The organism is Frateuria sp., assembly GCF_013362045.1.
In the GTDB taxonomy this organism is placed as follows: Bacteria; Pseudomonadota; Gammaproteobacteria; order Xanthomonadales; family Rhodanobacteraceae; genus Frateuria_A.
The window spans coordinates 1-25,663 of the sequence record NZ_JABFWW010000124.1; the positions used below are offsets into that span (position 1 = coordinate 1).

Consider the following 25,663-nt stretch of genomic DNA (forward strand, 5'->3'; position numbering starts at 1 on the left):
CGGGGCGCCGCGGCACATCGCCGAGCAGATCGGCCATCTGGGCGTGGTTCCAGCCCGGCGCGGCCGGCGGGTCGGCCAGCGGCCGCAGCGCGCCGGGCAGCGCGTCGAACAGGCGCCTGCTCGAGCGGTCCGGCATGCCGTCCATCACGCCCTCGCGCGCGCGGGCAGAATCTCGCGCATGTAGCGCAGGCGTTCGGCCTCGTCCATGCCGCGCCAGCGGGCGATCTCCTCGCCGCTGCGCAGGCAACCTTCGCACCAGCCGCGAGAGTCCAGCCGGCAGATGCCGATGCAGGGGGTAAGCGGTGCGGCGGGGGGTGTGGAGTCGTGCGGCATTCCGACGATTTTAGCCGATGCACGGGGGAACGACCGTGAGCACGCGCAAGCGCTTCGACTTCGCCCTGCGGGCTACGCTCAGCGCGAACGGCTCCCGAGAAGACGGCTGCAACAAACCGTTCGCGCCGCACGCGCCTCCACAACCATTCGTCCTGAGCGTAGGCGAATGGCGCCGAAGTCGAAGGACAAGCCACCCGCTACTTGGCGATATCCAGCAGCTCGATCTCGAACACCAGCGCCTCGTTCGGGCCGATGCGCGGCAACTGCCCGCGCTCGCCGTAGGCCAGTTGCGGTGGGATCACCACCTTCCAGCGGTCGCCCACGTGCATGCGCGGGATCACGTCCTGCCAGCCGGGGATTACCTTGTCGACCTGGAAGGTCACCGGCGCGCCGTGCGCCCAGGAGCTGTCGAACTCCGTGCCGTCGACCAGCATGCCGCGGTAGTTGACCGTCACCGTGCTGGTGACGGTGGGACTCTTGCCGCCCTTGCCCTGCTGGATCACGGCGTACTGGATGCCCGAGGGCAACTGCACCACGCCTGTGCGCTGGCGGTTGCGCGCCATGTAGTCGGCGCTCTTGCGCGCATTGGTCGCAGCGATGCGTTTGTATTCGGCAACCGCATCGGCATGCATCTGCTGCTCCAGATGCTGGAGCTGGTCGTGCATGTCCTGCATCGAGACCGCCGGATGGCGCTTGGCGTAAGCGTCGGCCATCGCCTTCTGCACGGTGGCCAGGTCCACGTCCGGATCGCCGCCGGCGAACTGGCTGCCGATCTGGTAGCCGATCGCGTAGGAAAGCTTGTGCCTGTCCAGCTTGACCTGCGAGGTCGGCACGGCATCGCGCTCCTGCGCATGCACGACGCTTCCCAGCAGCAGCATGCCAAGCGCCAGCCCACCCAGTCGTGTCATGCCTTGCCTCCAGCTTTCGACGGAACCGACATGCTAAGCGCACCGGCGGCCCACTGCAGCACCGCATACGGCGCGTGGCTTGGAAACCCTGCGGCGACAAAGGTTCCCGCTGCTACCATGCGCGTTTTCCTTGCCTCGGAGCGCCGGTCATGGCCTATCGCAACCTGGAAGTCGCCAACCGCGGCGCGGTGCGCGTCATCACCGTCAACCGCCCCGACAAGCTCAACGCGCTCAACCGCGACACGCTCAACGAGCTGACCCTCGCCTTTACCCAGGCCGCGCAGGACGACGCGGTGCGCGCGGTGGTGCTCACCGGCGCGGGCGAAAAGGCCTTCGTCGCCGGCGCCGATATCGCCGAGATGAACGGCTACACGAGCGTGCAGGCGCAATCCTTCTCGCGCACCGGCCAGCGCCTGATGAGCGCGATCGAGCGGCTGGGCAAACCGGTGGTCGCGCGCATCCAGGGCTTCGCGCTGGGCGGCGGCATGGAGCTGGCGATGGCCTGCCACCTGCGCGTGGCCAGCGAGAAGGCCAAGTTCGGCCAGCCGGAAATCAACCTGGGCCTGATCCCCGGCTTCGGCGGCACCCAGCGCCTGCTGCGCCTGGCCGGCCGCAGCGCCGCGCTGGAGCTGTGCCTGACCGGCGCGCCGATCGGCGCGCAGCGCGCCTACGAACTGGGCATCGTCAACCGCGTGGTGGCACCCGAGGCGCTGGACGAGGCGGTCGATGCATTGGCCGACCAGCTCGCCGCGGCCGCGCCGCTGGCCGCCGCGGGCATCCTCGATGCCGTGCTGCAAGGCGGCGAGACGGCGCTGGACCAGGGCCTGGAGTTCGAGACGCAGGGCTTCGCGCTGGCCTTCGCCACCGAGGACATGCGCGAGGGGACGAATGCGTTCCTGGAGAAGCGCAAGGCCCAATTCAAGGGGCGTTGAAGCCTACCTACGAGTCAATGGCCGCCGGCATATTTCTTCTCGCCGGCGGTCACCGCCAGATCCAGCCGGTTTTCCGGCGGCGCCAGCGGGCAGGTGGCAAACGGCGTGAAGGCGCAGGGCGGGTTGTAGGCCTGGTTGAAGTCGAGCACCACCTTGCCCGGCTGCGCGAGGCCGCCGGCCGGCAGCGCCGCGTAGAAGAAGCGCGCGGCGCCGTAGGTTTGCTTGCCGGAGGTGCGGTCGGCGATCACGAAGAACAGCTCGCCGCCCGGCTCCTCCTGGTAGGGCAGCAGCTCGAAGCTGTGGCCGTCGCGCTGGAACACCGCCTTGCCGGGCACGTCGACCGCCTCGATGGTGCCGATCACCGAGCCGATCTCCAGCTTGTGCGCCGGCTTGAACGGCACCCAGTCGGCCTCGATGCGCCAGGACGGATCGATCGGGAAGTAATCGATGCCGGCGAAGTGCGCGCGCGTCGGCGCGCCGGGATCCTTCACGCGCAGCGCCCTGCGGCCTTCGCGGTCGATCACGTAGAAGCTCGCGCTGCCGAAGCGCACGGTGGTGGGGCCGCCGGCGCCGGCGTGCATGTCGTCGACCAGCGTCGCCTCGGCGACGTTCTTGCCGTCGACCGTGGCGCCGGCGGCCCTGTCCAGGGCGATGCGCATGCCGCCGTCGGACGCGAGCGTGAGCGTACCCAGGTGCGCAGGGCCGGCCTTCAGCACGATGTCGTTGTCCGCCGCGCTGCCGATGCGGTTGGCGCCTTCATGCAGCCATTCCAGCCCGATCAGGCTCAACCAGCCATCGGGCGCGGTCAGCCGCGCCACGCGGTCGGCGCGCCACTGCTCGATCTGGCGGGTGTACGGATCGGTATCGGCGGCGTGCACGGCAACGGCTCCCAGGGTGATGGCGGCAAGGAACAGGCTGGCGCGAAGCATGGGGCTCTCCAGCGGGGTGGCAGTCGAGTATAGAGGAGCGCCGGCAGCCTCCCGCGCCGGGCGCGATGAGGTGCCGCTTCAACGGCCGCGCAAGAAGAGCCGGTCGAGCTCGCCGAGCGAAAGCTGCACCCAGGTCGGCCGCCCGTGGTTGCACTGGCCCGAACGCTCGGTCGCCTCCATCTCCCGCAGCAGCGCGTTCATCTCCGGCAGCGTCAGGCGGCGGCCGGCGCGCACGGAGCCATGGCAGGCCATGGTGGAGAGCAGTTCGTTCTCCAGTTCCTGCAGCCGGCGCGAGCTGCCGTGCTGCGCGAGCTCGGCCAGCACGTCGATGGTGAGCCGGCCGACGTCGGCGCCTTCGAGCAGCGCGGGGATGCGCCGCACCACCACGGTCGACGGACCGCTGCGCGAGAGCTCCAGGCCCCAGTCGGCCAGCGCCTCGGCATGTTCCTCGGCGGCGGCGGCCTCCTTCGCGCTCACCGACAGGTTGAGCGGCACCAGCAGCAACTGCGAGCGCAGGTTGCTGCACGCACGGCCGGTCTTGAGCTTCTCGTAGGTGATGCGCTCGTGCGCCGCGTGCATGTCCACCAGCACCAGGCCGTGCGTGTTCTCGGCCAGGATGTAGATGCTCTTGAGCTGGGCGACGGCGAAGCCCAGCGGCGGCGCCTCGCCGTCCTCCGCGACAAGCGTCGGTGCGGCGGCGGCCATCGCGGCAAGCGGCTCGCCCAGCAGCGCGGCGTAGCCGGCCAGCGGCTCCTCGCGCGTGCCCAGCGCCAGCCGGCTCTGGCTGAACTGGCCGGCGCGCGCGGCACCGGATGCCGCATAGGCGAATGTGGGAGCGGGTGCCGCGACCACCGGCATCGGCTCGGGCTGCGCAAGCCCCGCGCGCGTCTGCGCCAGCGCCTCGTGCAGGCTGCGGAACAGGAAGTCGTGCACCAGCCGCTGCTCGCGGAAACGCACCTCGTGCTTGGCCGGATGCACGTTCACGTCGACGCCGGCCGGATCCAGTTCCAGGTACAGCACGAAGGCGGGGTGGCGGCCGTGGAACAGCACGTCGGCATAGGCCTGGCGCACCGCATGCGCCACCACGCGGTCGCGCACCAGCCGACCGTTGACGTAGAAATACTGGCCGTCGGCCTGCGCGCGCGAGGCGGTCGGCAGGCCGACCCAGCCGGACAGGCGCATCCCGGCGGCGGCGTGCTCGACATGCAGGCTCTGCGCCGGGAAGTTCTCGCCCAGCACCTCGGCCACGCGCGCCAGTGCGGACGCATCGTCGCCGCAGGCCTTGAACAGGCGCAGCGGCTTGCCGTTGTGGCTCAGGCGGAACTCCACCGTGCGGCGCGCCAGCGACAGCGACTTGAGCAGGTCGTCGATGTGCGCGAACTCGGTGCGCTCGGCGCGCAGGAACTTCCGTCGCGCCGGCACGTTGAAGAACAGGTCGCGCACCTCGACGCTGGTGCCCGTCGGGTGTTGCGCCGGCCGCACCGGCTGCATGCGCCCGCCGTCGACCTCCAGCCGGAACGCGCTGTCGCCGCCCCGCGTGCGCGAGGTCAGCGCGAAGCGCGCCACCGAGGCGACCGAAGCCAATGCCTCGCCGCGAAAACCCATGCTGGCGACATGTTCCAGGTCCTCGAAGCTGCCGATCTTGCTGGTCGCGTGCGAGGCCACCGCCAGCGGCAGGTCGTCCGGTGCGATGCCGCCGCCGTCGTCGCGCACGCGGATCAGCCGCGCGCCGCCCTGCTCGATGTCCACCTCGATGCGCGTGGCGCCGGCGTCCAGGCTGTTCTCGACCAGCTCCTTGACCACCGAGGAAGGCCGCTCGATCACCTCGCCGGCGGCGATCTGGTTGATGAGGTCGGGGGGAAGCTGGCGGATGACGGGCATCCCGCAAGCTTAAAGGGCATGCGTGGCGAATGTCGCCTGTCGGGCGCCCGACGGCACGCCGGGAGAGAAACGGCGCGTCAGCCGGCCGGAATCGCCAGCACCGCGCCCACCTGCACGGCGTCGCTGCTCATGCGGTTGGCGCTCTTGATCGCGCGCACGCTGATGCCGTACTGGCGGGCGATGGTGCCCAGGCTTTCGCCGCGCTCGACGCGGTGCAGGTCGCGCACGTCGGCGTCGGCGCGCACCACACGGGCATCCGCCGTCGCAGCCTTTGCCGGCGCGGGCCTCGCGGCCTCCGCCAGCGTGCCGTTGCGGCGCATGGCCTGCGCCGCGAACCAGGTGCCCGGCGGCGGGGTGGATTCGAAATAGTTGCGCACGCCGCCGGTCACCGCGGCGGCCAGCTGGCGCTGGTGCGCCGGATCGCGCAGCTTGCGTTCCTCGGCCGGGTTGCTGATGAACGCGGTCTCGACCAGGATCGAGGGCACGTCGGGCGAGCGCAGCACCACGAAGTTGGCGTGTTCGACATAGCCGCGATGGGTCGGGCCGAGCTGGCCCAGCGCCTTGAGCACGTTGCCGGCGATGGCCTCGCTCGCCTGGATGGCGTAGCCCTGCTGCAGGTCCAGCAGCACCGCGGCGAGACTGTCGTCCTTGTCGTCCAGCGAGACGCCGCCGATCAGGTCGGCGCGGTTCTCGCGGTCAGCCAGCCAGCGCGCCGCTTCGGAGGTCTTGCCGCGCGGCGACAGCACCCAGACCGAGGAGCCGCGCGCATCGCCACTGGTGAAGGCGTCCGCGTGCACCGAGACGAACATGTCCGCGTTCTGCTCGCGCGCGATCTGGAAGCGACGCTTGAGCGGGATGAAATAGTCGCCGTCGCGGGTCAGCACGGCCTTCATGCCCGGTTGCCGGTTGATCTCGTCGGCCAGCACGCGCGCGACCGCGAGCGTCACGTTCTTCTCCAGCGTGCCGCCCGGACCGTGCGAACCGGGATCCTTGCCGCCGTGGCCGGCATCCACCGCCACGATCACCTTGCGCTCGCCGCCGAGCAGCGCGGCCGCCTGCTTCGCCGCCTTGCCCACGCTGCTGGTCGGCTTGATGCCGGCCAGCGAGCCGGCGCGATCGTCGTCATTCGACTTGGCGGTTGCGGTTGTCGTGGCGGCGCCGGCGCCCGGATACAGGTCGAGCACCAGCCGGTAGCCGCGGTCGGCCGCGGGCTTGAGCAGGAAGGTCTTCGGCTTCGCCCCCGCCTTGGTGCGCGCCAGCAGTTGCAACACATTGCCGGACCGGCGGCTGTCCAGGCCCCTGAAGAGGCCGCTGGCCACCGGGGCGTCGAAGTCCCTGGCCAGGTTGCCGTCGTGCAGCTCGAGCGCAACCGCGTCGCCGTCGCGGCTGAGCTTGTAGTCGACCGGGCCGGACAGGTCGAACACCACGCGGGTGTATTCGGGGCCGGCCCAGACGCGTGCGGCCTGCACGTCGGCCGCCCATGCGAGACGCAACGGCAGCACGGCGGCGAGGGCCACCAAGCCGAGCCTACCCAGGCGCGCGAGCGTACGTGTCATGGCGCAGCATTGAACCCCAGCAAAAATGCGATTGCAAGGGTTTTTCCTTTGAATATCCATAACCTGCGCGGCATTTGTCACGGATGCTCAAGGTGTCTTCCGCGGGCATGCTCTTCAACCGCACGGTCGGCGCCAGGTTTTTTTCTTTCTAAACATAGGTTTAGATTTAGCGCAGCCGCGCCAGGACGGCCTCGCCGCGGGCGCCTCGAGGCTCGGCGCGGGCGAGGCGCCCGCCGCCGGCGTGCTCCAGATGCAGGATCAGGTCCGGCGCCGGCAGGGCCCCGGCGCCACGCTCGGGCCACTCCACCAGCACCAGCGCGGAAGGATCGCCCAAGGCAACCAGGCCCAGCCACTCCAGCTCGCCCGGATCGGCGATGCGGTACAGGTCCAGATGCCAGGCCACCAGCCCCCCCGCCCGATAGGATTCGACCAGGCTGTAGGTCGGGCTCTTGACCCGTTCGCCCACGCCCAGCGCCGTGAGCAGGGCGCGGGCGAAGCTGGTCTTGCCGGCACCCAGATCACCATGCAGGTAGAGCACCAGGCCGCCGTCGATAGCCGCGGCGAAACGCTGCGCCAGCGCCGTGGTGGCGGTTTCGTCGGGTAGGGTCCAGCAGCTCATGCATCCAGTCCGTTGAGCAGGCGGCGCAGCGGCGGCAGCAGGTCGCTGGCGATCAGGCCGCGCTCGCCTCCGCGCGCGGCGTCGTCACCGGCGCGTGCATGCAGGCCGACGCCCACGCGGGCCGCATCCCAGGCTGAGCAGCCCTGCGCCAGCAACGCGGCGACCAGGCCGGTGAGCAGGTCGCCCATGCCGCCGGAGGCCATGCCGGGGTTGCCCCACGGACAGACGTCCAGACGTCCGTCCGGATGGGCGATCAGCGAGCCGGCTCCCTTGAGCGCCGTTACTGCTCCAAAGCGCTGTGCCAGCGCACGCGAGGCGGCGAAGCGGTCGCGCTCGACCTCGGCCACCAGGCAACCCAGCAAGCGCGCGGCTTCGCCCGGATGCGGCGTGAGCACGACCTGCCGCGCTGTATCGAAACGGCGCGGCTCGGCGGCCAGCAGGTTCAGGCCGTCGGCATCGAGCACCAAGGGCTGACGGCTGTCCAGCGCGGTCAGCCACAAGGCATGGCCCCAGGCGCCCTGCCCCAGGCCCGGGCCGACCGCCAGCACGCTGGCTCGTCCGAGCAGCGGCTCCAGCGCCTGTGGACCGCCGACCGCGTGCGCCATCAACTCGGGACGTGCCGCGTTGAGCGCCATCAGGTGCTCCGGCTGCGTCGCCACGCTGACCAGGCCGGCACCCCCGCGCAGCGCCGCCTCGCCGCAAAGGCGGATCGCTCCGGCGGTGCCATGGTCGCCACCGATGGCGAGCACGTGGCCGTTGTGGCCCTTGTGCACATTGCGCGGACGCGGTGGCAGGCAGGCGGATTCGAGCAGATGCGCGTCCGGCGGCGATGCCTGCCAGAGGCTCTCGGGCAACCCGAGCGTGGCAAGCTCGATGCGTCCGGTGCAGGCGGCCGCCTGGCCGGTATGCAGACCGCGCTTGGCGGCAATGAAGGTCACCGTGAGCGCAGCCCTCACCGCGACGCCTGGGCATTGGCCGGTATCGGCGTTCAGGCCCGAGGGCACGTCCAGCGCCAGTACCGGCGCGCCACTGGCGTTGATGCGTTCGATCAGGGCAGCCGCCAGCGGCTGCGGCGGACGATCCAGACCGGTGCCAGAGAGCGCGTCGACGTGCACGTCCGCTTCCGGCAGCGCGGACGTTTCATCCCAGCGCCGCACGGGTACGCCGCCCTGCCTGCAGGCGTCGCGCGCACGCACCGCGTCGCCCTCACCGGAGGCATCCGCCAGCGTGAGCGCTTCGACGGCCAGCCCCGCCTCGCGGGCGAGCAGCGCCAGCAGGAAACCGTCGCCGCCGTTGTTGCCCGGGCCGCAGTACACCGCGATGCGCTGCGCCTGCGGCCAGCACCGGCGCAGGCCGGCGAAGGCTGCGGCCGCAGCGCGGCGCATCAATTCGTAACCGGGAATGCCCAGGTCCTCGATCGCACGCCGGTCGAGCATGCGCACCTGGGCGACGGTGTAGAGGGCGTGGCAGTGCGGCGAGGTCATCGGGCCGATTATATGGGCGCGTCCCGCAGCGGTGCCGCCACCTACAATGGCGCCATGGCTACACCCCCTTCCTCCGACTACGCCGCGCTCGCCCGCGACATCAAGCAGTGGGCGCGCGAGCTGGGCTTCGCACAGGCAGCCATCAGCGGCGTCGAACTTGCCGAGGACGAGGCGCACCTGGAGCGCTGGCTGGGCGAAGGCCATCACGGCGAGATGGACTACATGGCCCGCCACGGCACCCGCCGCAGCCGCCCGGCTGAACTGGAGCCGGGTACGCTGCGGGTGATCTCGGTGCGCATGGACTACCGCGCACCCGGCACCCGCCATGCCTGGGGCACGCTCGCCGATGGCGAGGTCGGCTACGTGGCGCGCTACGCGCTGGGCCGCGACTACCACAAGCTGATGCGCAACCGTCTGCAGAAGCTGGCCGGGCGCATCCGCGGCGCCGTCGGCGAGTTCGGTCACCGCGCCTATGTCGACTCCGCTCCGGTGCTGGAGAAAGCTCTCGCGCGCAATGCCGGACTGGGCTGGATCGGCAAGCATACGGTGCTGATCAACCGCGATGCCGGCTCGTATTTCTTCCTCGGCGAGCTCTACACCGACCTGCCGTTGCCGGTCGACGCGCCCGCCACGGCGCATTGCGGCACGTGCACGCGCTGCATCGACGTCTGCCCGACCCAGGCGATCCTCGGGCCTTACCGGCTGGACGCGCGCCGCTGCATTTCCTACCTCACTATCGAGCTGAAAGGCTCGATCCCGGAAGAACTGCGCGCGCCGATGGGCAATCGCATCTTCGGCTGCGACGACTGCCAGCTGGTCTGCCCCTGGAACAAGTTCGCGCAGGACGCCACCGAACCCGATTTCGCACCTCGGCACAGCCTCGACGGGGCGAAGCTGGTGGAGCTGTTCGGCTGGAGCGAGGAGGAATTTTTGCGTCGCACCGAAGGCATGGCGATCCGCCGCACCGGCTACGAGGGTTGGTTGCGCAACATTGCGGTGGCGCTGGGCAATGCGCCGTCGAGCGCCGAAGTGGTCGACGCACTGCGCGCACGCCAGGACGATTCCTCGCCCGTCGTGCGCGAGCACGTCGCCTGGGCGCTCGCCCGGCACGCGGAGCCGCCCTTGTAGGGTAGGCCAAGGATCAGGCGCGGCGCTGCTGGATCGCGCCGATCAGCGCGCAGGTCGCCGCATCCAGCGGCGGCACGTCCGAGGCCTCGCCGCGCAGCGCGGGCAGGATCTGCCGCGCGATGCTCTTGCCCAGCTCCACGCCCCACTGGTCGAACGCGTTGATGCCCCACAGGTGGCCGAGCAGGAACACCTTGTGCTCGTACAGCGCGATCAGCGCGCCGAAACTTTCCGGCGTGAGCGCATCGAGCAGCAGCACCGAGCTGGGACGATCGCCGGGGAACGTGCGCTGCGCGGCCAGCTCGCGGCCGCCGGCGGGGTTCTCGGCCAGCGCCTCGTCGAAGGTCTTGCCCAGTGCCAGCGCCGCCGCCTGCGCGAGCAGGTTGGACAGCAGCGCGTCGTGGTTGCCTTGCAGCGGGTGCGCCGGGTTGACGATGCCGATCAGGTCCAGCGGCACCACCTCGGTGCCCTGGTGCAGCGCCTGGAAATAGGCGTGCTGCGCGTTGGTGCCCACGCTGCCCCACACCACCGGCACGGTCGGCTGGCCGACCGGCGCGCCTTGCGGCGTCACCGACTTGCCCAGGCTTTCCATCTCCAGCTGCTGCAGGTAGCTCGGCAGGTCGCCGAGCAGGTCCGCGTAGGGCACCACGGCGCGCGTGGGATGGCCCAGCACGTCGCGGTTCCAGATCTCGGCGAGCGCCAGCAGGGCAGGCAGGTTCTCCTGCCAGGGCGCGCTGCGGAAGTGGTCGTCCATCCGCGCGCCACCGGCGAGCACCGCGCGGAACCCCTCCATGCCGATCGCCAGTGCCAGCGACAAGCCGACCGCCGACCACAACGAATAGCGTCCGCCGACGAAGTCCCACATCGGGAAGATCTGCCTGAGCGGCACGCCCCAGCTGCCGGCCACCTCGGTGTTCGCGCTGACGGCGAGGAAGTGCCGGGCCACTGCGCGCTCGTCGCCGCCGCAGGCATCCGAAATCCAGCTGCGCAGCACGTTTCCGTTGAGCAGGGTCTCCTGCGTGGTGAAGGTCTTGGAGACCATCACCACCAGCGTGGTTTTGGGGTCCAGCCGGCCGATCAAGTCGAACGCGGCCTGGCCGTCGACGTTGGTGAGGAAGTGGCTGCGCAGGCGCGGCGTGCGGAATGGCGCAAGCGCAGCGACCGCCAGGCGCGGGCCGAGGTCGGAACCGCCGATGCCGATGTTGACCACGTCGGTCACGCTGTCCGGCAGGCTTAGCGCCGCCTGTTCGCCGCGCTGGATGGCGTCGACCAGTTCGCCGATGCGTTGCAGGGTGGCTTCGATCTCCTGCCGCGCCTGGGACGGCGCCGGCGACGGCAGGCCCGAACCGGCCGCGCGCAGCGCCGTGTGCAGCACGGCGCGCCCCTCGGAGGTGTTGATCGCCTCGCCGGCGAACATCGCGTCGCGGGCCGCCTGCCAGCCGCTAGCTTCCAGTTGCGCGCCGAGTGCATCGAGCGCCGGCACGTCGAGCTTCTGCCGGCTCAGGTCGAGCAGCAGCGGCCCGGCGCGATGGCGCAGCCGCGCGCCGCGCGCCGGATCGGCGATCAGCGTGCGCAGGTGAGTCTGCGAAAGACGGCGGGCGTGGTCGGCAAACAGCGAGGCGTACGTCGGGACGTGGGCTGGCATGGGCAGACGCGCTGGCTAGGGGAAGCCTTGCATCTTAAGCTGAGCACGCGTGAGTAACACGTCTGACGGCGTAGGGTGGGCTCAGCCCACCGCTGCTCCACGGCACCGCCACGGTGGACTGAAGCCCACCCTATGGTCATCGCGATCAGGCCGCGGCCATCTGCTTGGGGATGGAGCGGTTGGTGTGCGAGATGCGGTTGGCCGCGTCGACGTACACCAGCGTCGGCTGGAACTTCTCCAGCTCCGCCTCGCTCAGCTGCACGAAGGCGGCGATGATGACCAAGTCGCCCGCCTGCGCGCTGCGCGCGGCGCTGCCGTTGACCGAGATGATCCCGGAGCCTTCCTCGGCGCGCAGCGCATAGGTCACGAAGCGCTGCCCGCTGTTGACGTTCCACGCGTGGATCTGCTCGTACTCGCGGATGCCGGAGGCATCCAGCAACAGACCGTCGATCGCGATCGAGCCCTCGTAGTGCAATTCGGCGTGGGTCACCGTGGCACGGTGGATCTTGGCCTTGAGCATGTTCAGTTGCATGACAGATGTATTTCCGGCAGGAACAGCCTGCGAAACCGCATTATCGAACCGGCGACGCTGCATCGCAACATCGCCTGCATCCGCCATTGTTCCGCAGCGGGGAACGAACCGGAAACCGCGCCGTTCGGCCATCCGAACCGCCGGTCGCGCCGGGAACGCGTGCCATAATGCGCGATCCTCCCGCAACGCCCCGTGCCCATGAGCCGCCTCCTCGTCACCAACGCCCTGCCCTACGCCAACGGCCCGCTGCACCTGGGCCACCTGCTGGGCTACATCCAGGCCGACATCTGGGTGCGGGCGCAGCGCATGGCCGGGAACGAGGTGGTGTACGTGTGCGCGGACGACGCCCACGGCACGCCGATCATGCTGGCCGCGCAGAAGGCCGGCATGACGCCGGAGGCCTTCATCGAGGGCGTGCGCGCAGGCCACGAGGCCGATTTCGCGGCCTTCGGCGTGGCCTTCGACCACTACCACTCGACCCATTCGGCAGAGAACCGCGAGCTTGCCACGCTGATCTACACGCGCCTGCGCGACGGCGGGTTCATCGCGCGTCGCGACATCAAGCAGTTGTTCGACCCGGAAAAGGAGATGTTCCTGCCGGACCGCTACATCAAGGGCACCTGCCCGCGCTGCGGCACGAGCGACCAGTACGGCGACAACTGCGAGAACTGCGGCGCCACCTACGCGCCGACGGACCTGCTGGAACCCTATTCGGTGGTCTCGGGCGCGGCACCCGTGCTGCGCGATTCGGAGCACTACTTCTTCGAGCTGTCCAAGTTCGAGGCGCTGCTGCGCGACTGGTTCGCCGGCCGCTACACGGGCGGCAAGCCCGTCGCCAACGCCGGCGTCGCGGCCAAGCTGCGCGAGTGGCTGGACGGCGGCCTGAAGGACTGGGACATCTCGCGCGACGCGCCCTACTTCGGCTTTCCGATCCCCGACGCGCCGGGCAAGTTCTTCTACGTCTGGCTGGACGCGCCGGTCGGCTACCTGGCCAGCTTCAAGGCGCTGTGCGACCGCACGGGAATGAGATTCGACGATTTCCTGGCGCCCTCCAGCGGCGCCGAGATGCACCACTTCATCGGCAAGGACATCATCAACTTCCACGGCCTGTTCTGGCCGGCGATGCTGCATGGCGCAGGCTTCCGCACGCCCACGGCGCTGCACGTCAACGGCTACCTGACGGTCAACGGCGCCAAGATGTCCAAGTCGCGCGGCACCTTCATCCAGGCACGCACCTACCTGGACGCCGGCCTCAACCCGGAATTCCTGCGCTACTACTTCGCCAGCATGCTGGACGACGCCCCGGTGGACGTGGACCTGGACCTGAAGGCCTTCGAGGAGCGCGTCAACTCGCACCTGGTCGGCAAATGGGTGAACATCGCCAGCCGCACCGCGGGCTTCGTGCACAAGTTCTTCGACGGCCGCCTGGCCGCTCGCTTCGGAAGTGCCGAACAGGCCCTGTGGCACACGCTGCTGGAACACTACGACGGCATCGACGCGCTCTACGGCGCCGGCGACTTCGCCGAGGTCACGCGCCGCTTCGTGCTGATGGCGGACCTGGTCAACGGCCACATCGCCGCCACCGCACCCTGGGCCATGGCCAAGGACGAAGCGCGCCGCGCCGAGCTGCACCAGGTGTGCTCGTTCGCCCTCGCCGCGTTCCGCCTGCTGGCCGGCCTGCTCAAGCCGATCCTGCCGGCGACTGTCGCCGCTGCCGAGGCCTTCCTCGCCGCGCCCGTCGCGAACTTCGACGATGCGCGTGCGGAACTGCACAATCATGCGATCGGCCCGTTCGAGCCTCTGCTCGGCCGCATCGATCCCAAGCGCATCGAGGGAATGGTCGAGGCCTCCAAGGAATCGCTCGCACCCGTCGCCACGGTCGCGCCCAAGCCCGCCAAGGAAATCCGCCAGCCCATGATCGAACCTGCCGCGCCCGTCACCGACACGCCCGCTACCGTATCCATCGACGATTTCGCCCGGCTCGACCTGCGCATCGGCAAGGTCACCGCCTGCGCATTCGTGGAGGGCTCGGACAAGCTGCTGCGCTTCGAGCTGGATGCCGGTCCGCTCGGCACCCGGCAGATCTTCTCGGGCATCCGTGCCGCCTACGGCGAGCCGGACAAGCTGGTCGGCCGCAACGTGGTGTTCATCGCCAACCTGGCCCCGCGCAAGATGCGCTTCGGCCTGTCCGAAGGCATGATCCTGTCCGCCGGCGAAGGTGGCGGCGACCTGTTCCTGCTCGATGCCGACCAAGGCGCCCGCCCTGGCGCCACGGTGCGCTGAGCCTGCGGCCACCCGATGTTCCGATGACCGCCGGCTCCGCCCTCGCCGATCGCCTCGACGCCCTGCTGCCGCAGACGCAGTGCGGGCAGTGCGGCTTCCACGGCTGCCGCCCCTATGCCGAGGCGATGGCGCGCAGCGAGGCGCCGGTCAATCGCTGCCCACCCGGCGGCGAGGCGGGCATCGCCCGGCTGGCCGCGCTGCTGGACACGCCGGTGCTGCCGCTGGACCTGGCGCATGGCGTCGAAAAGCCGCGCACGCTCGCGCGCATCGTCGAGGCCGACTGCATCGGCTGCACCAAATGCATCCAGGCCTGCCCGGTGGACGCCATCGTCGGCGCCGCCAAGCTGATGCACACGGTCATGCCCGACCAGTGCACCGGCTGCGAGCTGTGCGTACCGGCCTGCCCCGTCGACTGCATCGAGCTCATCCCGATGCCGCCCGCCCAGATCGAAAGCCCGGTCCATGCCGACGCCGCCCGCGCGCACTTCCAGCGCCGCGAAGCGCGCCTGGCGCGCGAACGCGTCGAACGCGACGCCGAACTGGCCGCCCGCAAGGCGGCCGTGGATACGCCGGCCACACCGCAGAATCCCGTGCTTGCCGCGCTGGCCCGTGCCCGTGCGAAACAAGGTTCCGGGGCATGAAGCGCGCCGACGTGGCCGAGCTGTTCACGCGCCTGCGCGAACTCAACCCGCATCCCACCACCGAGCTCGAATACCGCACGCCGTTCGAGCTGCTGGTCGCCGTGGTGCTCTCCGCGCAGGCGACCGACGTCGGCGTCAACAAGGCCACGCGCAAGCTCTACCCGGTCGCCAACACGCCGCAGGCGATCCTGGCGTTGGGCGAGGAAGGCCTCAAGCGCTATATCAGCACGATCGGCCTGTACAACGCCAAGGCGAAGAACGTGATCGCTCTCTGCCGTATCCTGGTCGAGCAGCACGGCGGCGAGGTGCCGCGCACGCGCGAGGCGCTGGAGGCCCTGCCGGGTGTGGGCCGCAAGACCGCCAACGTGGTGCTCAACACCGCCTTCGGCGAGCCCACCATCGCGGTGGACACGCACATCTTCCGCGTGGCCAACCGCACGGGCCTCGCGCCGGGCAAGGACGTGCGCGCGGTCGAGGACAAGCTGGAAAAGGTGGTGCCGGCCGAGTTCAAGAAGGACGCACACCACTGGCTGATCCTGCACGGCCGCTACGTCTGCAAGGCACGCAAGCCGGAGTGCCCGGTCTGCCCGATCCGCGACCTGTGCCAGTACAGGCACAAGACGCCGCCATAGGACAGCTCCCACCCGTCTGCAGGGGAATCCGGCGAGCCCTTACCCCTGCAATGCCTGCGCCGAGCGGTAGAGCATGTAGATCGCCACGAGCACGATCACGCAGGCGAACACCACGTTGAGGGCGCCGCGCGTGCGGGAGAGCCGGTGCGCACCGAGCGCGCCGAGCCAGCCGCCGATCACGCCGCCGCCGATGAACTCGATCGCGATGCGCCATTCGACCAGGCCCGAGGCGGCGTAGTTGCCCGCCGTGGTCAGCGCGAAGGCACCGACCGAGAACAGCGAGGTACCGATCGCGTTGATGATCTCCATGCCGCTGGCGAACATCAGCCCCGGCACGATCAGAAAGCCGCCGCCGATGCCGAAGAACCCCGACAGGCCGCCCGCGGCCAGGCCCACCGCCCCCAGCCTCGGCGCGGCGTTGGGCAAGGGATAGCGATCCGGGCCGCCGCCGCGGCGCCCGCGCAGCATCAGGAACGCCACCAGTAGCATCAGCAGCGCGAACAGCGCGAGCAGGCGGTGGCCATCGATCGCCTTGCCCACGCTGGAACCCAGCCAGGCGCCAACTACGCCAGCAGGGGCGAACACGAACGCCGCGCGCCAGCGAACATGGCCGGAGCGTGCGTGCGGCCAAAGGTTGGCGAAGGCGTTTGCCGATACCGCCAGGGCACTGGTGCCGATGGCCATGTGCGGATCGCGCACGCCGACGACATAGAGCAGCAACGGCGTGGCCAGGATCGAGCCGCCGCCGCCGATCAGCGCGAGCGAGAAGCCCACGGCGGAGCCGCACAGCACTGCCAGCAACTCGCCGACTTCGGGCGACGGGCTCATGCGGCCACCTCTTGCCGACCCGATGCGCCGACGAGGATCATCGCGTCAGGCGCCCCGCTCCGCCTGCAGCCGCGGCGCAAGACCGGCCAGGTCGTAGCCTGCCTCGCCCGCGATCCGCAGCAGTTCTTCCACGCCGGTATGCCGGGCGGCCTGCAAGGCCCACAGCGAGGTCGAACGCGTGCCGGTACGGCAGAACGCCAGCACCGGCGGCGGCATTTCCTGCAGCGCTCGGGCCATCGCCTCGATCGTGGCCCTTTCGTACTGGCCCGGCACCACGGGGATATGGCGGTACGCCAGATCCTGCCGGGCCGCGGCTTCGGCCAGTGCCGCGGCGTCGGGCTGGTCGTCCGCTTCGTGGTCGGGACGATTGTTGATCACGCTGCGGAAGCCGGCGGCAGCAATGGCCTCGAGTTCCTCGGGCCGGATTTGCGGCGCGACGCTGACCTGGGTGGTGAGCTGGCGGATGGTGGGCATGGCGGCGGCCTCCGGCGGAACCGAGCGGACAATAGCAGTACCGCCGCGTGCGCTCCATGCGAAGCCGGTCCATGGCGGCCCCAAAAAAATAACGGCGGGCTTGCGGCCCGCCGTCGTCCATCCCTGGGTAGAACTCCCTTCCGATAACCGCTCCTTGACGCGAAGCAATCATCCATGCCCCGCGTGAAGGATTGTTCAAAAAAAGCGCCGATGCAGTAGCTGCTTAGAACGCGACCTCGCCGAACACGCCGATCTCGTTCGTCTTGACGTTCTGCACATGCGGCGGCACCGGCGTGGTGACCGAGTGGTCCGCCTTCTCGTGCTTCCACACGCCGGCGAGCTTGAAGCCCTTGGTCACCTGGTACTGCAGACCGAGGTTGTAGTAGACGTCCTTGGACTGGCGGTCGATGTCCCTGCTGAGCTTGGCGTTGTCGTAGCGGGCAAACAGCGCCAGTTCGTCGGTGAGCGCCACCGAACCCCACAGCGAATAGCCGTTGGCCTTGTCCGACACCGGGCTCATCACCAGGTTGCCCCAGTTCTTGGCGGTGAAGTATTCGGCACCCACGCGCACGGTCTTGTCGGCATAGGCCACCATGACGTCGCCACGCTGGGCGGTGTGCGGCGCGCTGATGTTCTGCGTCTCCTTGCCCAGGTGGCCGCTGTAGCCACCGAGAGCGACGATCATGCCCTCGAACGGCACGAAGCCGACGCGGCCTTCGACGTCCACGCCCTTGCTGCGGCTGGGATTCTTGTAGCCGCCGCCGTTGACCACGGACACCGCATAGTTGGCGAACTTGTTCTCGCCGATGTCGCCGCCCAGGTGCAGGCCCCAGTCAGCCGAGTTGGCGTACTTCAGGCGATCGGTGGTGGTGGGCTCGACGTAGCGGAAGCCGTAGAAGCTCTCGACGAACGGGATCCACGGCATGTCCGCCGAACCGATGCGCAGCACCGCAGCCTGGTCGAACTTGCCCTGCACGTAGGCCTTCTTGACGAACAGGTTGGTCTCGCCGTCGTTGGCGACATAGTTGAAATCGGTGGTGAGGCTGGCCGACCAGATGTCGTTGAACTTGTGGTCCACGCCCAGGTAGAAGCGCTTGACGTCGATGCCGTAGCCGGAGGCGTCGGTCTTGCCGGTGTCGCTGTTCTTCTGGTCGACGTTCGAGAAGTCGAAGTACATCTTGCCGGAGAAGGTGGTGTTGGACAGCGCCTTGTCCAGCGAGGACTTGCTGGAGGCCTGCGCCTTCTGGATGGCCTCGATGTTCTGGCCGTTGCTCACGTTGATGTCGGACTGCGCATCGGTGCGCTGTTCCAGTTCGTCCACCTTGGCTTGCAACGCGGCCAGCTGGGCCTTGAGCTGCTCGACCTCGGCATTGCGCGCAGCCGACGACTGCGCATTCTGGGGGGCCGGTGCCGCATGCACACCGGCGCCTGCCAGGCCCAAACCGGCGGCGATCGCCACCACGAGCATCTTCGAACGCATGTAATTCTCTCCACTGTTGGTAGGAACCACTCGACCGCCCCCTTCGATCCTGGATGGCCAAGCAGGGACGGGCGGCAGGATGCGACGTCGCCTTTACGGTTCCATTCCAGTTGCATGACAGAACCGAGACAACGCATCGATGAGCGCGTCCACACGCGCTGATATGCTTGACCGATGGAATACCTTAGCAACAGTCTAGCCGCCCGCATGTGCGAGCGGTTCCGTGGCTTCATGCCGGTGATAGTAGATGTGGAGACCGGCGGTTTCGATGCCGAGCAGGACGCCTTGCTGGAGATCGCCGTGGTGACGCTGGCGATGGACGGCGAGGGCTACCTGCACCCGCGGCCGCCGGCGTTCACCCATGTCGAGCCTTTTCCGGGTGCGCGCATCGACCCGCGCTCGCTCGAGATCACCGGCATCGACCCGGACAACCCGCTGCGCGGCGCGCTGTCCGAGCGCCAGGCGCTGGACCATGTATTCGCGCCGGTGCGACAGGCGATGCGCGAGAGCGAATGCCAGCGCGCGGTGCTGGTCGGCCACAATACCGCCTTCGACCTGGCCTTCCTCAACGCGGCGGTACGGCGCTGCGGTCACAAGCGCAACCCGTTCCATCCCTTCAGCTGCTTCGATACCGCCACGCTGAGCGGGCTCGCCTATGGGCAGACCGTGCTGAGCAAGGCGGTCCAGGCCGCCGGCCACGCCTTCGACGGACGCGAGGCGCACTCGGCCATCTACGACGCCGAGCGCACCGCGGAACTGTTCTGCGCCATCGTAAACCGCTGGCGCCGGCTGGAAATGCTCGAACGCGACCCGGTCGGTCTGACGCTGTCTTGACGCGCCCAGGATGACGCTTGGTCGCGCACTGTCATCAGGCTGAAACGTTCATCTCATTTCATTGCAACACGCCTGACCTCCAATGCGCTCGCTGGGAATCCGCCCGCAACGCACACTATCAAGAGGACTGACCGTGTTGAAAGCAACCACTACCGTCTCCCGCCTCGGTACGGCCGCCGTCCTGGCTGCCGCCACGCTGCTGGGCGCCAACACCGCCCAGGCCACCGACATCACCGGTGCCGGTTCGAGCTTCGTGTATCCCGTGCTGTCCAAATGGTCGGCCGCCTATGCCGAAAAGACCGGCAACCAGCTCAACTACCAGTCGGTAGGCTCGGGCGCCGGCATCGCGCAGATCAAGGAAGGCACCATCGACTTCGGCGCCTCCGACGCGCCGATGAAGGCCGAGGACCTGCAGAAGTTCGGCCTGGGCCAGTTCCCGGTGGTGGTCGGCGGCATCGTGCCGGTGGTCAACATCGCCGGCGTGCAGGCGGGCCAGATCAAGCTCGACGGCGCCACCCTGGCCGACATCTTCCTGGGCAAGATCAAGAACTGGAACGATCCGAAGATCGCCGCGCTCAACAGCGGCCTGACGCTGCCGGCCGGCAAGATCACGGTGGTGCACCGCTCCGACGGCTCGGGCACCTCGTTCAACTTCACCAACTACCTGTCCAAGGTAAGCACCGAGTGGGCGTCGAAGGTCAAGTTCGGCACGGCGGTGGACTGGCCGGCCGGCGTGGGCGGCAAGGGCAACGAGGGCGTGTCGCAGTACGTCAAGCAGATCAAGGGTTCGATCGGCTACGTCGAATACGCCTACGCGGTGAAGAACAAGATCAGCTGGGTGGACCTGAAGAACGCCGCGGGCAATGTGGTCTCGCCCAACGCCAACAGCTTCGCCGCTGCCGCCGGCACCGCCGACTGGGCCAGCGCCAAGGACTTCAACCTCATCATGACCAACGCCCCGGGCACCAACGCCTGGCCGATCACCGCCACCACCTGGGTGATCATGTACAAGAAGCCGAAGAACGCCGAGCACAGCAAGGTTGCCTTCGACTTCTTCAAGTGGGCGCTGGAGAACGGCCAGAGCCAGGCCTCCGCGCTTGACTACGTGCCGCTGCCGCAGGACCTTGTGCAGAAGATCGAGGCCTACTGGGCCTCGGAATACAAGCACTGAGTTCCCGTCCCCCGCTCCGCGGGGGATTTCTCCCCGGGCGGATGGGGCGTTCTTCGCGGAATGCCCCATCCGCTCTTCGTAAGGCCTCCCGCGCACGCGGGGCGCAAAACAAACGCAAAACCCGATCTTTCCCCGGCTCCGCGGGGAAGTGCCGCGGGAGGGATGGGGCGCTCTTCGCGGGGTGGCCCCGTCGGTCCTTCGGACGGCTTCCCGCCGGGGAGGCGACAAACGCCTCGTTCCACCCTTGTGACCCTTCTTGATGTCCACTAGCCCAGCCGCCACCGCCATCCCCGAACAGCGCGCCACCCGCGACGCCCGCCACGACCGCCTGTTCGCCGGCCTGCTGAAGGCCTGCGCGCTGATCGTTCTGGCATCGCTGCTCGGTGCGGCCTTCGCCACGCTGTGGGGCGGTCGCGAGGCGTTCGGTACGTTCGGTTGGCACTTCCTGGCGAACTCGGCCTGGGACCCCGGCAATCAGGACTACGGCGCGCTGGTGCCGGTCTACGGCACGCTCGCCACGTCGTTCATCGCGCTGCTGATCGCCGTGCCGGTGAGCTTCGGCATCGCGCTGTACCTGTCGGAGGTGGCGCCGCGCTGGCTGCGTACGCCGGTGGCTTCGGCGATCGAGCTGCTGGCCGGGATCCCCTCGATCATCTACGGCATGTGGGGCCTCTTCATTTTCGCCCCGTTCTTCGCCGAACACATCAAGCCCTGGCTGACCAACTACCTGGGCAACAATCCGGACGACGGCCATCCCTCGTGGGTGGCCGCGCACGTGCCCTTCGTCGGCAAGATGTTCGCCAGCGACTATCCGTTCGGCGCCAGCATTCTCACCGCCGGCATCGTGCTGGCGGTCATGATCATCCCGTTCATCTCCTCGGTGATGCGCGAGGTGTTCCAGACGGTGCCCACGCGCCTGAAGGAGTCGGCCTATGCGCTGGGCTCGAGCACCTGGGAAGTGGTCTGGGACATCGTGCTGCCCTACACCCGCTCGGCGGTGATCGGCGGCATCTTCCTGGGCCTGGGCCGTGCGCTGGGCGAGACCATGGCGGTGACCTTCGTGCTCGGCAACGCGATGGAACTGTCCTCGTCGCTGCTGGATCCGGGCGCCTCGATCGCCTCGACCATCGCCAACCAGTTCAGCGAGGCGGTGGGCCTGCAGAAATCCGCGCTGATGGCGCTGGCCTTCCTGCTGTTCGTGGTGACCTTCATCGTGCTGCTGATCGCGCGGATGATGCTGCGCCGGCTGGCCAGCCGGGAGGGCCGCTGATGGACACGCTGTACCTGCGCCGCCGCATCACCAACGCCTTCGCGCTCGCGCTGGGCACTGCCGCGACCCTGTTCGGCCTCGCCTTCCTCGCCTGGATCCTGTGGGCCACGCTGCGCCAGGGCATCGCCGCGCTGGACTGGAAGCTGTTCACCAAGATCACCGCCTACGGCGACCAGGGCGGCCTGTCCAATGCGATGGTGGGCAGCCTCATCATCAACCTGATCGGCATCGCCGTCGCCACGCCGATCGGCGTGCTGGCGGGCACCTGGCTCGCCGAGTACGCCAACCGCACGCGGCTGGGCGAGAGCATCCGCTTCTTGAACGACATCCTGCTGTCGGCGCCCTCGATCGTGATGGGCCTGTTCGTCTACACCATCATCGTGCTGCCCAGTACGGTGCTGACCCATGGCAACACCACCTTCTCCGGTTTCGCCGGCGGCGTGGCGCTGGCGCTGATCGCACTGCCGGTGATCGTGCGCACCACCGACGAGATGCTGCGGCTGGTGCCCTCCACGCTGCGCGAGGCGGCGCTCTCGCTGGGCGTGCCGCAATGGAAGCTGACCTCGCAGATCCTGCTGCGCGCGGCGCGTTCGGGCATCGTCACCGGTGTGCTGCTGGCGCTGGCGCGCATCAGCGGCGAGACCGCGCCGCTGCTGTTCACCGCCTTCGGCAACAACTTCATGACGCTCAACCCGCTGGACAAGATGTCCAGCCTGCCGCAGGTGATCTACCAGTACGCCAACGATCCGGGCGACACCCTGCATGCGCTGGCCTGGGCGGGCGCGTTCGTGGTCACGCTGTTCGTGCTGCTGCTGAGCCTGACCTCCCGTCTGTTGCTTTCCCGCAAGGTGTCCCATGACTAGTCCCGCCCTCGCCCTGGCACCGTCGATGGCGCCGCCGGCAGCCGAACCGAAGCTCAAGGTGCGCGACCTGCATTTCCATTACGACGGCTTCCACGCGCTCAAGGGCATCGGCATGGACGTGCCCGAGAAGCAGGTGACCGCGATCATCGGCCCGTCCGGCTGCGGCAAGTCCACGCTGCTGCGGGTGTTCAACCGCATCTACGCCATCTACCCGAAGCTGAAAGCCAGCGGCTCGATCGAGCTGGACGGCGAGAACATCCTCGATCCGCGCTATTCGCTCAACCGCCTGCGCAGCAAGGTCGGCATGGTGTTCCAGAAGCCGGTGCCGTTTCCGATGACCATCTTCGAGAACGTCGCCTACGGCATCCGCCACCACGAGCGGCTGTCCAAGGCCGACATGGAAGCGCGGGTGGAGCTGGCGCTGCGCGGCGGCGCCCTGTGGGACGAGGTCAAGGACAAGTTGAAGCAGAATGCGCTGGGACTGTCCGGCGGCCAGCAGCAGCGCCTGTGCATCGCCCGCGCGATCGCGCTCAAGCCCGAAGTGCTGCTGCTGGACGAACCTACGTCGGCGCTCGACCCGATCGCGACCGGCCGCATCGAGCAGCTCATCGAAGAGCTGAAAAGCCAGTTCACCATCGTGATCGTCACCCACAACATGCAGCAGGCGGCACGCGTGTCCGACCAGACCGCCTTCATGTACCTGGGCGAGCTGATCGAGTTCGACAACACCGAAAAGATCTTCACCAAGCCCGGCAAGAAGCAGACCGAGGACTACATCACCGGGCGATTCGGCTAGCGCTCCGATGCCCTTCCCCCGCCGGGAGAGGGATTTGGGTGAGGGTTCGGGCGAGCCTCGGGCTCCGGCACTGCCCTAACCCTCTCCCCAAGGAGAGGGAACCAACACGAGACAAGACCATGACCATCGGCAAAGACCACATCATCAAGAGCTACGACAGCGAACTGGCGCGTCTGACCGGCGAGATCGTGCGCATGGGCGAGCTCGCGGCGGCGCAGCTGGAAGCGGCGATCGACGTGGTGGAGCGGCGCGACGACCGCGCCGCGCAGCGCGTGGTGGCCAACGACGACGCCATCGACGCGCTGGAGCAGGAGATCAGCCACGACGTGGTGCGCCTGCTCGCCCTGCGCGCGCCGATGGCCGGCGACCTGCGCAACGTGTTCGCGGCCCTGCGCATCGCCGCCGACATCGAACGCATCGGCGACTACGCGGCGAACGTGGCCAAGCGCTCGATCCCGCTGTCGATGGTCGCCCCCGTCGGTCCCGCCGGCGGCCTGGACTATCTCGCCAAGCTGGCGGCGGCGGAAGTTCGCGAAGTGCTGGCCGCGTACGCCGAACAGGACGCCGAGCGCGGCTACCGGGTGTGGAAGAGCGACGCCGAGCTGGACGAGGCCTATACAGGCTACTTCCGCCAGCTGCTCACTTACATGATGGAAGACCCGCGAAACATCACGCCGTGCACGCATCTTCTGTTCATGGCGAAGAACATCGAGCGCATCGGCGACCACGCCACCAACATCGCCGAGAACCTGTGGTTCCAGGTGTACGGCGAACCGCTGGACAAGCAGCGCACCAAGCGCGACTTCACGTCCAACCCGGAGATGCCCAAGCTGGGCGAGTGACGGGCCTGAAGCCCTCCACGTCGGGAGGAAATGCCGCGCGCGTCAGCCGGGAGGATCGCGCCGGCCGCGCCGCAGCTTCGCGCTGCGCACGATGCCGAAGATGCCGATCGCCATCCACGCCAGCTCCAGCGCGAATGCCGAGACGTTGAAGGCGCCAAACAGCAGCGACAGGGTGACACCCAGCGCGCCGAGCACGTTCATCAGCTGGTAGGCCAGTCCGTTGCCGTGCAGCCTGTGCGCCTGCAGCAGCAGGAACGCCAGCAGCACCAGCACCACGCCGGCGAAACCGGCCCAGTCGTACCAATGCAGCGTGCTCATCGCCTGGCTCCTCGTTGGCGCAACGCTTCGAACAGCACCACTCCCGCGGCGACGGAGACGTTGAGGCTTTCCATCGCGCCCGGCATCGGGATCATGGCCACGAAATCGCAGAGCTCGCGGGTGAGCCGCCGCATGCCCTCGCCCTCGCTGCCCAGCACCAGCGCGACCGGGCCGCGGAAGTCGACGTCGTAGACCGAGGTCTCCGTGTCGCCGGCCAGGCCGGTGATCCACACGCCGGCGTCCTTGAGCTCGCGCAGCGTGCGCGCCAGGTTGGTCACCGCCACCAGCGGCACGCGGTCGGCGCCGCCGGCCGAGGCGCGGCGCACCACCGGCGTGAGGCCCACCGCGCGATCCTTCGGCACGATCACCGCGGTGGCCTTCGCCGCCGCCGCCGAACGCAGGCAGGCGCCGAGGTTGTGCGGATCGGTCACGCCGTCCAGCACCAGTACCAGCGTTTCCAGCCCGTCGCGTCCGATCAGCCCGGCCAGCTGGTCTTCGTGCGTCATCGGCGGCGGCTCGTACAGCGCCACGATGCCCTGGTGGCGCGCCTGCCCCGCCAGCTTGTCCAGCTGTTCGCGCGGGCGATGGTGCACCGGAATGTGGTGGGCACGGGCCTGGTCGACGAGTTCCTTGATGCGCGCGTTGCGTTGCGCCGTGGCGATGTCCACCAGCAGCTCGCGCACACGCGAGGCATCGTTGGCCAGTGCCCCTTCGACCGGGTTGATGCCGACGATCCAGCTTTCGCTCATGCCTTGCCCTTTGGTTTGCGTTGACGCCCCGGCCGCTTGGCGGTGGCCCCAGGCGTTGCTTTGCGCTTGCCTGCAACCTTGGCCGCCGAGGCATGGCTGCCTTTGGCCTCAACGCCGCCCCGGCCCTCGCCGCGCCGGCCCTTGCCGCCTGCGGCTCCCGGCCTGGCTTCGGACGGCAGCGCGGGACGGCCGATGGCCTCCGAGGCAAGCTTGGTGGCCAGGGTGCGGGCCTTCGGCCGCCCGGCCGAAGCGGACGGGATCGCCTGGCGCCCGATGGTCTCGGAGGCCAGTTTCGCGGCCTTGGTTCGCAGCGCGCGATTATCGCCTGGCGCGGGCTTCGCTGGCTCGGTTTCCTTGCGCGTGGGTGCGCCGCGCCCGAACGCGCGCCCCGCGGCCTCCGCGACGCGACCGAGAAAGCCGGGCGGCTTCGCAGCCGGCCTGGGCAGCGAATAGCGCTCGCCGGCAGCGCTGTAATCGTAGGCCCTGCGCGAGCCGGCCGGCGGCGCCGCCGCGGCGCGCCGCGGAACCAGCAGGAAGT

25 protein-coding genes and 1 pseudogene are annotated in these 25,663 nt (G+C 69.0%); 11 read left to right on the forward strand and 15 right to left on the reverse strand.

From position 1 onward, the window contains the following. Positions 1 to 144 precede the first annotated feature (144 nt). Both HOQ08_RS05620 and HOQ08_RS05625 read right to left on the reverse strand, forming a co-directional pair. Positions 145 to 333, reverse strand: coding sequence for a DUF1289 domain-containing protein (locus tag HOQ08_RS05620; RefSeq protein ID WP_291192396.1), 189 nt, complete (start codon positions 331 to 333; stop codon positions 145 to 147). 197 nt (positions 334 to 530) lie between these two features. After that, positions 531 to 1,241, reverse strand: coding sequence for an FKBP-type peptidyl-prolyl cis-trans isomerase (locus HOQ08_RS05625; protein ID WP_291192397.1), 711 nt, complete (start codon positions 1,239 to 1,241; stop codon positions 531 to 533). Between the two features lie 149 nt (positions 1,242 to 1,390). Here HOQ08_RS05625 and HOQ08_RS05630 point away from each other — a divergent pair, with 149 nt between their 5' ends. Continuing rightward, on the forward strand, positions 1,391 to 2,173 hold the full coding sequence (locus tag HOQ08_RS05630; protein WP_291192398.1) for an enoyl-CoA hydratase-related protein: 783 nt from the start codon (positions 1,391 to 1,393) through the stop codon (positions 2,171 to 2,173). Between the two features lie 14 nt (positions 2,174 to 2,187). On the opposite strand, the gene HOQ08_RS05635 is transcribed toward HOQ08_RS05630, so the two are convergent. The 5 genes from HOQ08_RS05635 to HOQ08_RS05655 all read right to left on the reverse strand — a co-directional run bounded on the left by HOQ08_RS05635 (position 2,188) and on the right by HOQ08_RS05655 (position 8,642). After that, positions 2,188 to 3,102, reverse strand: coding sequence for a DUF1684 domain-containing protein (locus HOQ08_RS05635; protein ID WP_291192399.1), 915 nt, complete (start codon positions 3,100 to 3,102; stop codon positions 2,188 to 2,190). A gap of 78 nt (positions 3,103 to 3,180) precedes the next feature. Further along, positions 3,181 to 4,983, reverse strand: a complete 1,803-nt coding sequence (gene mutL / locus HOQ08_RS05640) for a DNA mismatch repair endonuclease MutL (protein WP_291192400.1) — start codon at positions 4,981 to 4,983, stop codon at positions 3,181 to 3,183. A gap of 77 nt (positions 4,984 to 5,060) precedes the next feature. Continuing rightward, the gene (locus HOQ08_RS05645) at positions 5,061 to 6,539 is read right to left on the reverse strand and encodes an N-acetylmuramoyl-L-alanine amidase (protein WP_291192401.1); all 1,479 of its coding nucleotides are present in this window, start codon (positions 6,537 to 6,539) and stop codon (positions 5,061 to 5,063) included. Positions 6,540 to 6,705: 166 nt separating this feature from the next. Next, on the reverse strand, positions 6,706 to 7,158 hold the full coding sequence (tsaE, locus tag HOQ08_RS05650; RefSeq protein WP_291192402.1) for a tRNA (adenosine(37)-N6)-threonylcarbamoyltransferase complex ATPase subunit type 1 TsaE: 453 nt from the start codon (positions 7,156 to 7,158) through the stop codon (positions 6,706 to 6,708). Continuing rightward, positions 7,155 to 8,642, reverse strand: a complete 1,488-nt coding sequence (locus HOQ08_RS05655) for an NAD(P)H-hydrate dehydratase (protein ID WP_291192403.1) — start codon at positions 8,640 to 8,642, stop codon at positions 7,155 to 7,157. Before HOQ08_RS05655 ends, tsaE begins: the two co-directional genes overlap by 4 nt. Positions 8,643 to 8,696: 54 nt before the next feature. Between HOQ08_RS05655 and queG the strand changes: the two genes are divergently transcribed. Next, entirely contained in the window at positions 8,697 to 9,770 is a 1,074-nt protein-coding gene (gene queG, locus HOQ08_RS05660; RefSeq protein WP_291192404.1) for a tRNA epoxyqueuosine(34) reductase QueG, read from the forward strand. Positions 9,771 to 9,783: 13 nt separating this feature from the next. Here queG and pgi read toward each other — a convergent pair whose 3' ends face one another. Beyond that, entirely contained in the window at positions 9,784 to 11,412 is a 1,629-nt protein-coding gene (pgi, locus tag HOQ08_RS05665; protein ID WP_291192405.1) for a glucose-6-phosphate isomerase, read from the reverse strand. A 145-nt stretch (positions 11,413 to 11,557) separates the two neighbouring features. After that, positions 11,558 to 11,944 carry an aspartate 1-decarboxylase gene (gene panD, locus HOQ08_RS05670; RefSeq protein ID WP_291192406.1) on the reverse strand — a complete coding sequence of 129 codons (387 nt, stop codon included), beginning with the start codon at positions 11,942 to 11,944 and terminating at the stop codon, positions 11,558 to 11,560. Between the two features lie 198 nt (positions 11,945 to 12,142). Between panD and metG the strand changes: the two genes are divergently transcribed. From metG to nth, 3 genes are read left to right on the forward strand one after another with little or no spacing between them, the layout of a single operon-like run. Continuing rightward, entirely contained in the window at positions 12,143 to 14,227 is a 2,085-nt protein-coding gene (gene metG, locus HOQ08_RS05675) for a methionine--tRNA ligase (protein WP_291192407.1), read from the forward strand. 23 nt (positions 14,228 to 14,250) lie between these two features. Continuing rightward, a complete protein-coding gene (locus HOQ08_RS05680) occupies positions 14,251 to 14,868 on the forward strand; it encodes an RnfABCDGE type electron transport complex subunit B (protein ID WP_291192408.1) in 618 nt (205 codons plus the stop codon). Continuing rightward, positions 14,865 to 15,500 (forward strand): endonuclease III, encoded by a 636-nt coding sequence (nth, locus tag HOQ08_RS05685; RefSeq protein ID WP_291192409.1) that lies wholly within the window; start codon positions 14,865 to 14,867, stop codon positions 15,498 to 15,500. The genes HOQ08_RS05680 and nth overlap by 4 nt, the downstream gene beginning before the upstream one ends. A 39-nt stretch (positions 15,501 to 15,539) precedes the next feature. Here nth and HOQ08_RS05690 read toward each other — a convergent pair whose 3' ends face one another. From HOQ08_RS05690 to HOQ08_RS05700, 3 genes are all read right to left on the reverse strand, one after another. Continuing rightward, positions 15,540 to 16,328, reverse strand: a complete 789-nt coding sequence (locus tag HOQ08_RS05690) for a sulfite exporter TauE/SafE family protein (protein ID WP_291192410.1) — start codon at positions 16,326 to 16,328, stop codon at positions 15,540 to 15,542. 45 nt (positions 16,329 to 16,373) lie between these two features. After that, complete coding sequence (locus HOQ08_RS05695) at positions 16,374 to 16,802, reverse strand: TIGR01244 family sulfur transferase (protein ID WP_291192411.1); 429 nt, start codon at positions 16,800 to 16,802, stop codon at positions 16,374 to 16,376. A gap of 223 nt (positions 16,803 to 17,025) precedes the next feature. Further along, positions 17,026 to 18,282, reverse strand: coding sequence for a porin (locus tag HOQ08_RS05700; RefSeq protein ID WP_291192412.1), 1,257 nt, complete (start codon positions 18,280 to 18,282; stop codon positions 17,026 to 17,028). Between the two features lie 174 nt (positions 18,283 to 18,456). Between HOQ08_RS05700 and rnt the strand changes: the two genes are divergently transcribed. From rnt to phoU, 6 genes are all read left to right on the forward strand, one after another. Then, a complete protein-coding gene (gene rnt / locus HOQ08_RS05705; RefSeq protein ID WP_291192413.1) occupies positions 18,457 to 19,116 on the forward strand; it encodes a ribonuclease T in 660 nt (219 codons plus the stop codon). Positions 19,117 to 19,249: 133 nt separating this feature from the next. Further along, complete coding sequence (gene pstS, locus HOQ08_RS05710) at positions 19,250 to 20,287, forward strand: phosphate ABC transporter substrate-binding protein PstS (protein WP_291192414.1); 1,038 nt, start codon at positions 19,250 to 19,252, stop codon at positions 20,285 to 20,287. Between the two features lie 259 nt (positions 20,288 to 20,546). Then, positions 20,547 to 21,557, forward strand: a complete 1,011-nt coding sequence (pstC, locus tag HOQ08_RS05715) for a phosphate ABC transporter permease subunit PstC (protein WP_291192415.1) — start codon at positions 20,547 to 20,549, stop codon at positions 21,555 to 21,557. Beyond that, a complete protein-coding gene (gene pstA, locus HOQ08_RS05720; protein WP_291192416.1) occupies positions 21,557 to 22,420 on the forward strand; it encodes a phosphate ABC transporter permease PstA in 864 nt (287 codons plus the stop codon). Before pstC ends, pstA begins: the two co-directional genes overlap by 1 nt. A 25-nt stretch (positions 22,421 to 22,445) precedes the next feature. Further along, complete coding sequence (gene pstB, locus HOQ08_RS05725; protein ID WP_291192420.1) at positions 22,446 to 23,216, forward strand: phosphate ABC transporter ATP-binding protein PstB; 771 nt, start codon at positions 22,446 to 22,448, stop codon at positions 23,214 to 23,216. Between the two features lie 119 nt (positions 23,217 to 23,335). Continuing rightward, positions 23,336 to 24,058 carry a phosphate signaling complex protein PhoU gene (gene phoU, locus HOQ08_RS05730; protein WP_291192417.1) on the forward strand — a complete coding sequence of 241 codons (723 nt, stop codon included), beginning with the start codon at positions 23,336 to 23,338 and terminating at the stop codon, positions 24,056 to 24,058. Positions 24,059 to 24,100: 42 nt separating this feature from the next. On the opposite strand, the gene HOQ08_RS05735 is transcribed toward phoU, so the two are convergent. From HOQ08_RS05735 to HOQ08_RS05745, 3 genes and pseudogenes are all read right to left on the reverse strand, one after another. After that, positions 24,101 to 24,376, reverse strand: coding sequence for a hypothetical protein (locus HOQ08_RS05735; protein ID WP_291192418.1), 276 nt, complete (start codon positions 24,374 to 24,376; stop codon positions 24,101 to 24,103). Beyond that, a complete protein-coding gene (gene rlmB / locus HOQ08_RS05740; protein ID WP_291192419.1) occupies positions 24,373 to 25,125 on the reverse strand; it encodes a 23S rRNA (guanosine(2251)-2'-O)-methyltransferase RlmB in 753 nt (250 codons plus the stop codon). The genes HOQ08_RS05735 and rlmB overlap by 4 nt, the downstream gene beginning before the upstream one ends. Beyond that, positions 25,122 to 25,663 (reverse strand): annotated as a pseudogene (locus tag HOQ08_RS05745) (hypothetical protein); the annotation flags it as partial. The gene rlmB and the pseudogene HOQ08_RS05745, both read right to left, overlap by 4 nt.

Excerpts from the sequence above, each read along its gene's own strand:
- HOQ08_RS05735 (WP_291192418.1), bottom strand. The coding sequence starts at position 24,376 with ATGAGCACGCTGCATTGGTACGACTGGGCCGGTTTCGCCGGCGTGGTG.
- nth (WP_291192409.1), top strand. The coding sequence starts at position 14,865 with ATGAAGCGCGCCGACGTGGCCGAGCTGTTCACGCGCCTGCGCGAACTC.
- tsaE (WP_291192402.1), bottom strand. The coding sequence starts at position 7,158 with ATGAGCTGCTGGACCCTACCCGACGAAACCGCCACCACGGCGCTGGCG.
- HOQ08_RS05635 (WP_291192399.1), bottom strand. The coding sequence starts at position 3,102 with ATGCTTCGCGCCAGCCTGTTCCTTGCCGCCATCACCCTGGGAGCCGTT.
- HOQ08_RS05700 (WP_291192412.1), bottom strand. The coding sequence starts at position 18,282 with ATGCGTTCGAAGATGCTCGTGGTGGCGATCGCCGCCGGTTTGGGCCTG.
- panD (WP_291192406.1), bottom strand. The coding sequence starts at position 11,944 with ATGCAACTGAACATGCTCAAGGCCAAGATCCACCGTGCCACGGTGACC.
- HOQ08_RS05625 (WP_291192397.1), bottom strand. The coding sequence starts at position 1,241 with ATGACACGACTGGGTGGGCTGGCGCTTGGCATGCTGCTGCTGGGAAGC.
- HOQ08_RS05690 (WP_291192410.1), bottom strand. The coding sequence starts at position 16,328 with ATGAGCCCGTCGCCCGAAGTCGGCGAGTTGCTGGCAGTGCTGTGCGGC.
- HOQ08_RS05630 (WP_291192398.1), top strand. The coding sequence starts at position 1,391 with ATGGCCTATCGCAACCTGGAAGTCGCCAACCGCGGCGCGGTGCGCGTC.
- pstC (WP_291192415.1), top strand. The coding sequence starts at position 20,547 with ATGTCCACTAGCCCAGCCGCCACCGCCATCCCCGAACAGCGCGCCACC.
- pstA (WP_291192416.1), top strand. The coding sequence starts at position 21,557 with ATGGACACGCTGTACCTGCGCCGCCGCATCACCAACGCCTTCGCGCTC.
- mutL (WP_291192400.1), bottom strand. The coding sequence starts at position 4,983 with ATGCCCGTCATCCGCCAGCTTCCCCCCGACCTCATCAACCAGATCGCC.
- pgi (WP_291192405.1), bottom strand. The coding sequence starts at position 11,412 with ATGCCAGCCCACGTCCCGACGTACGCCTCGCTGTTTGCCGACCACGCC.
- HOQ08_RS05680 (WP_291192408.1), top strand. The coding sequence starts at position 14,251 with ATGACCGCCGGCTCCGCCCTCGCCGATCGCCTCGACGCCCTGCTGCCG.
- rlmB (WP_291192419.1), bottom strand. The coding sequence starts at position 25,125 with ATGAGCGAAAGCTGGATCGTCGGCATCAACCCGGTCGAAGGGGCACTG.
- queG (WP_291192404.1), top strand. The coding sequence starts at position 8,697 with ATGGCTACACCCCCTTCCTCCGACTACGCCGCGCTCGCCCGCGACATC.
- metG (WP_291192407.1), top strand. The coding sequence starts at position 12,143 with ATGAGCCGCCTCCTCGTCACCAACGCCCTGCCCTACGCCAACGGCCCG.
- HOQ08_RS05645 (WP_291192401.1), bottom strand. The coding sequence starts at position 6,539 with ATGACACGTACGCTCGCGCGCCTGGGTAGGCTCGGCTTGGTGGCCCTC.
- HOQ08_RS05695 (WP_291192411.1), bottom strand. The coding sequence starts at position 16,802 with ATGCCCACCATCCGCCAGCTCACCACCCAGGTCAGCGTCGCGCCGCAA.
- HOQ08_RS05655 (WP_291192403.1), bottom strand. The coding sequence starts at position 8,642 with ATGACCTCGCCGCACTGCCACGCCCTCTACACCGTCGCCCAGGTGCGC.
- rnt (WP_291192413.1), top strand. The coding sequence starts at position 18,457 with ATGGAATACCTTAGCAACAGTCTAGCCGCCCGCATGTGCGAGCGGTTC.
- phoU (WP_291192417.1), top strand. The coding sequence starts at position 23,336 with ATGACCATCGGCAAAGACCACATCATCAAGAGCTACGACAGCGAACTG.
- HOQ08_RS05620 (WP_291192396.1), bottom strand. The coding sequence starts at position 333 with ATGCCGCACGACTCCACACCCCCCGCCGCACCGCTTACCCCCTGCATC.
- pstB (WP_291192420.1), top strand. The coding sequence starts at position 22,446 with ATGGCGCCGCCGGCAGCCGAACCGAAGCTCAAGGTGCGCGACCTGCAT.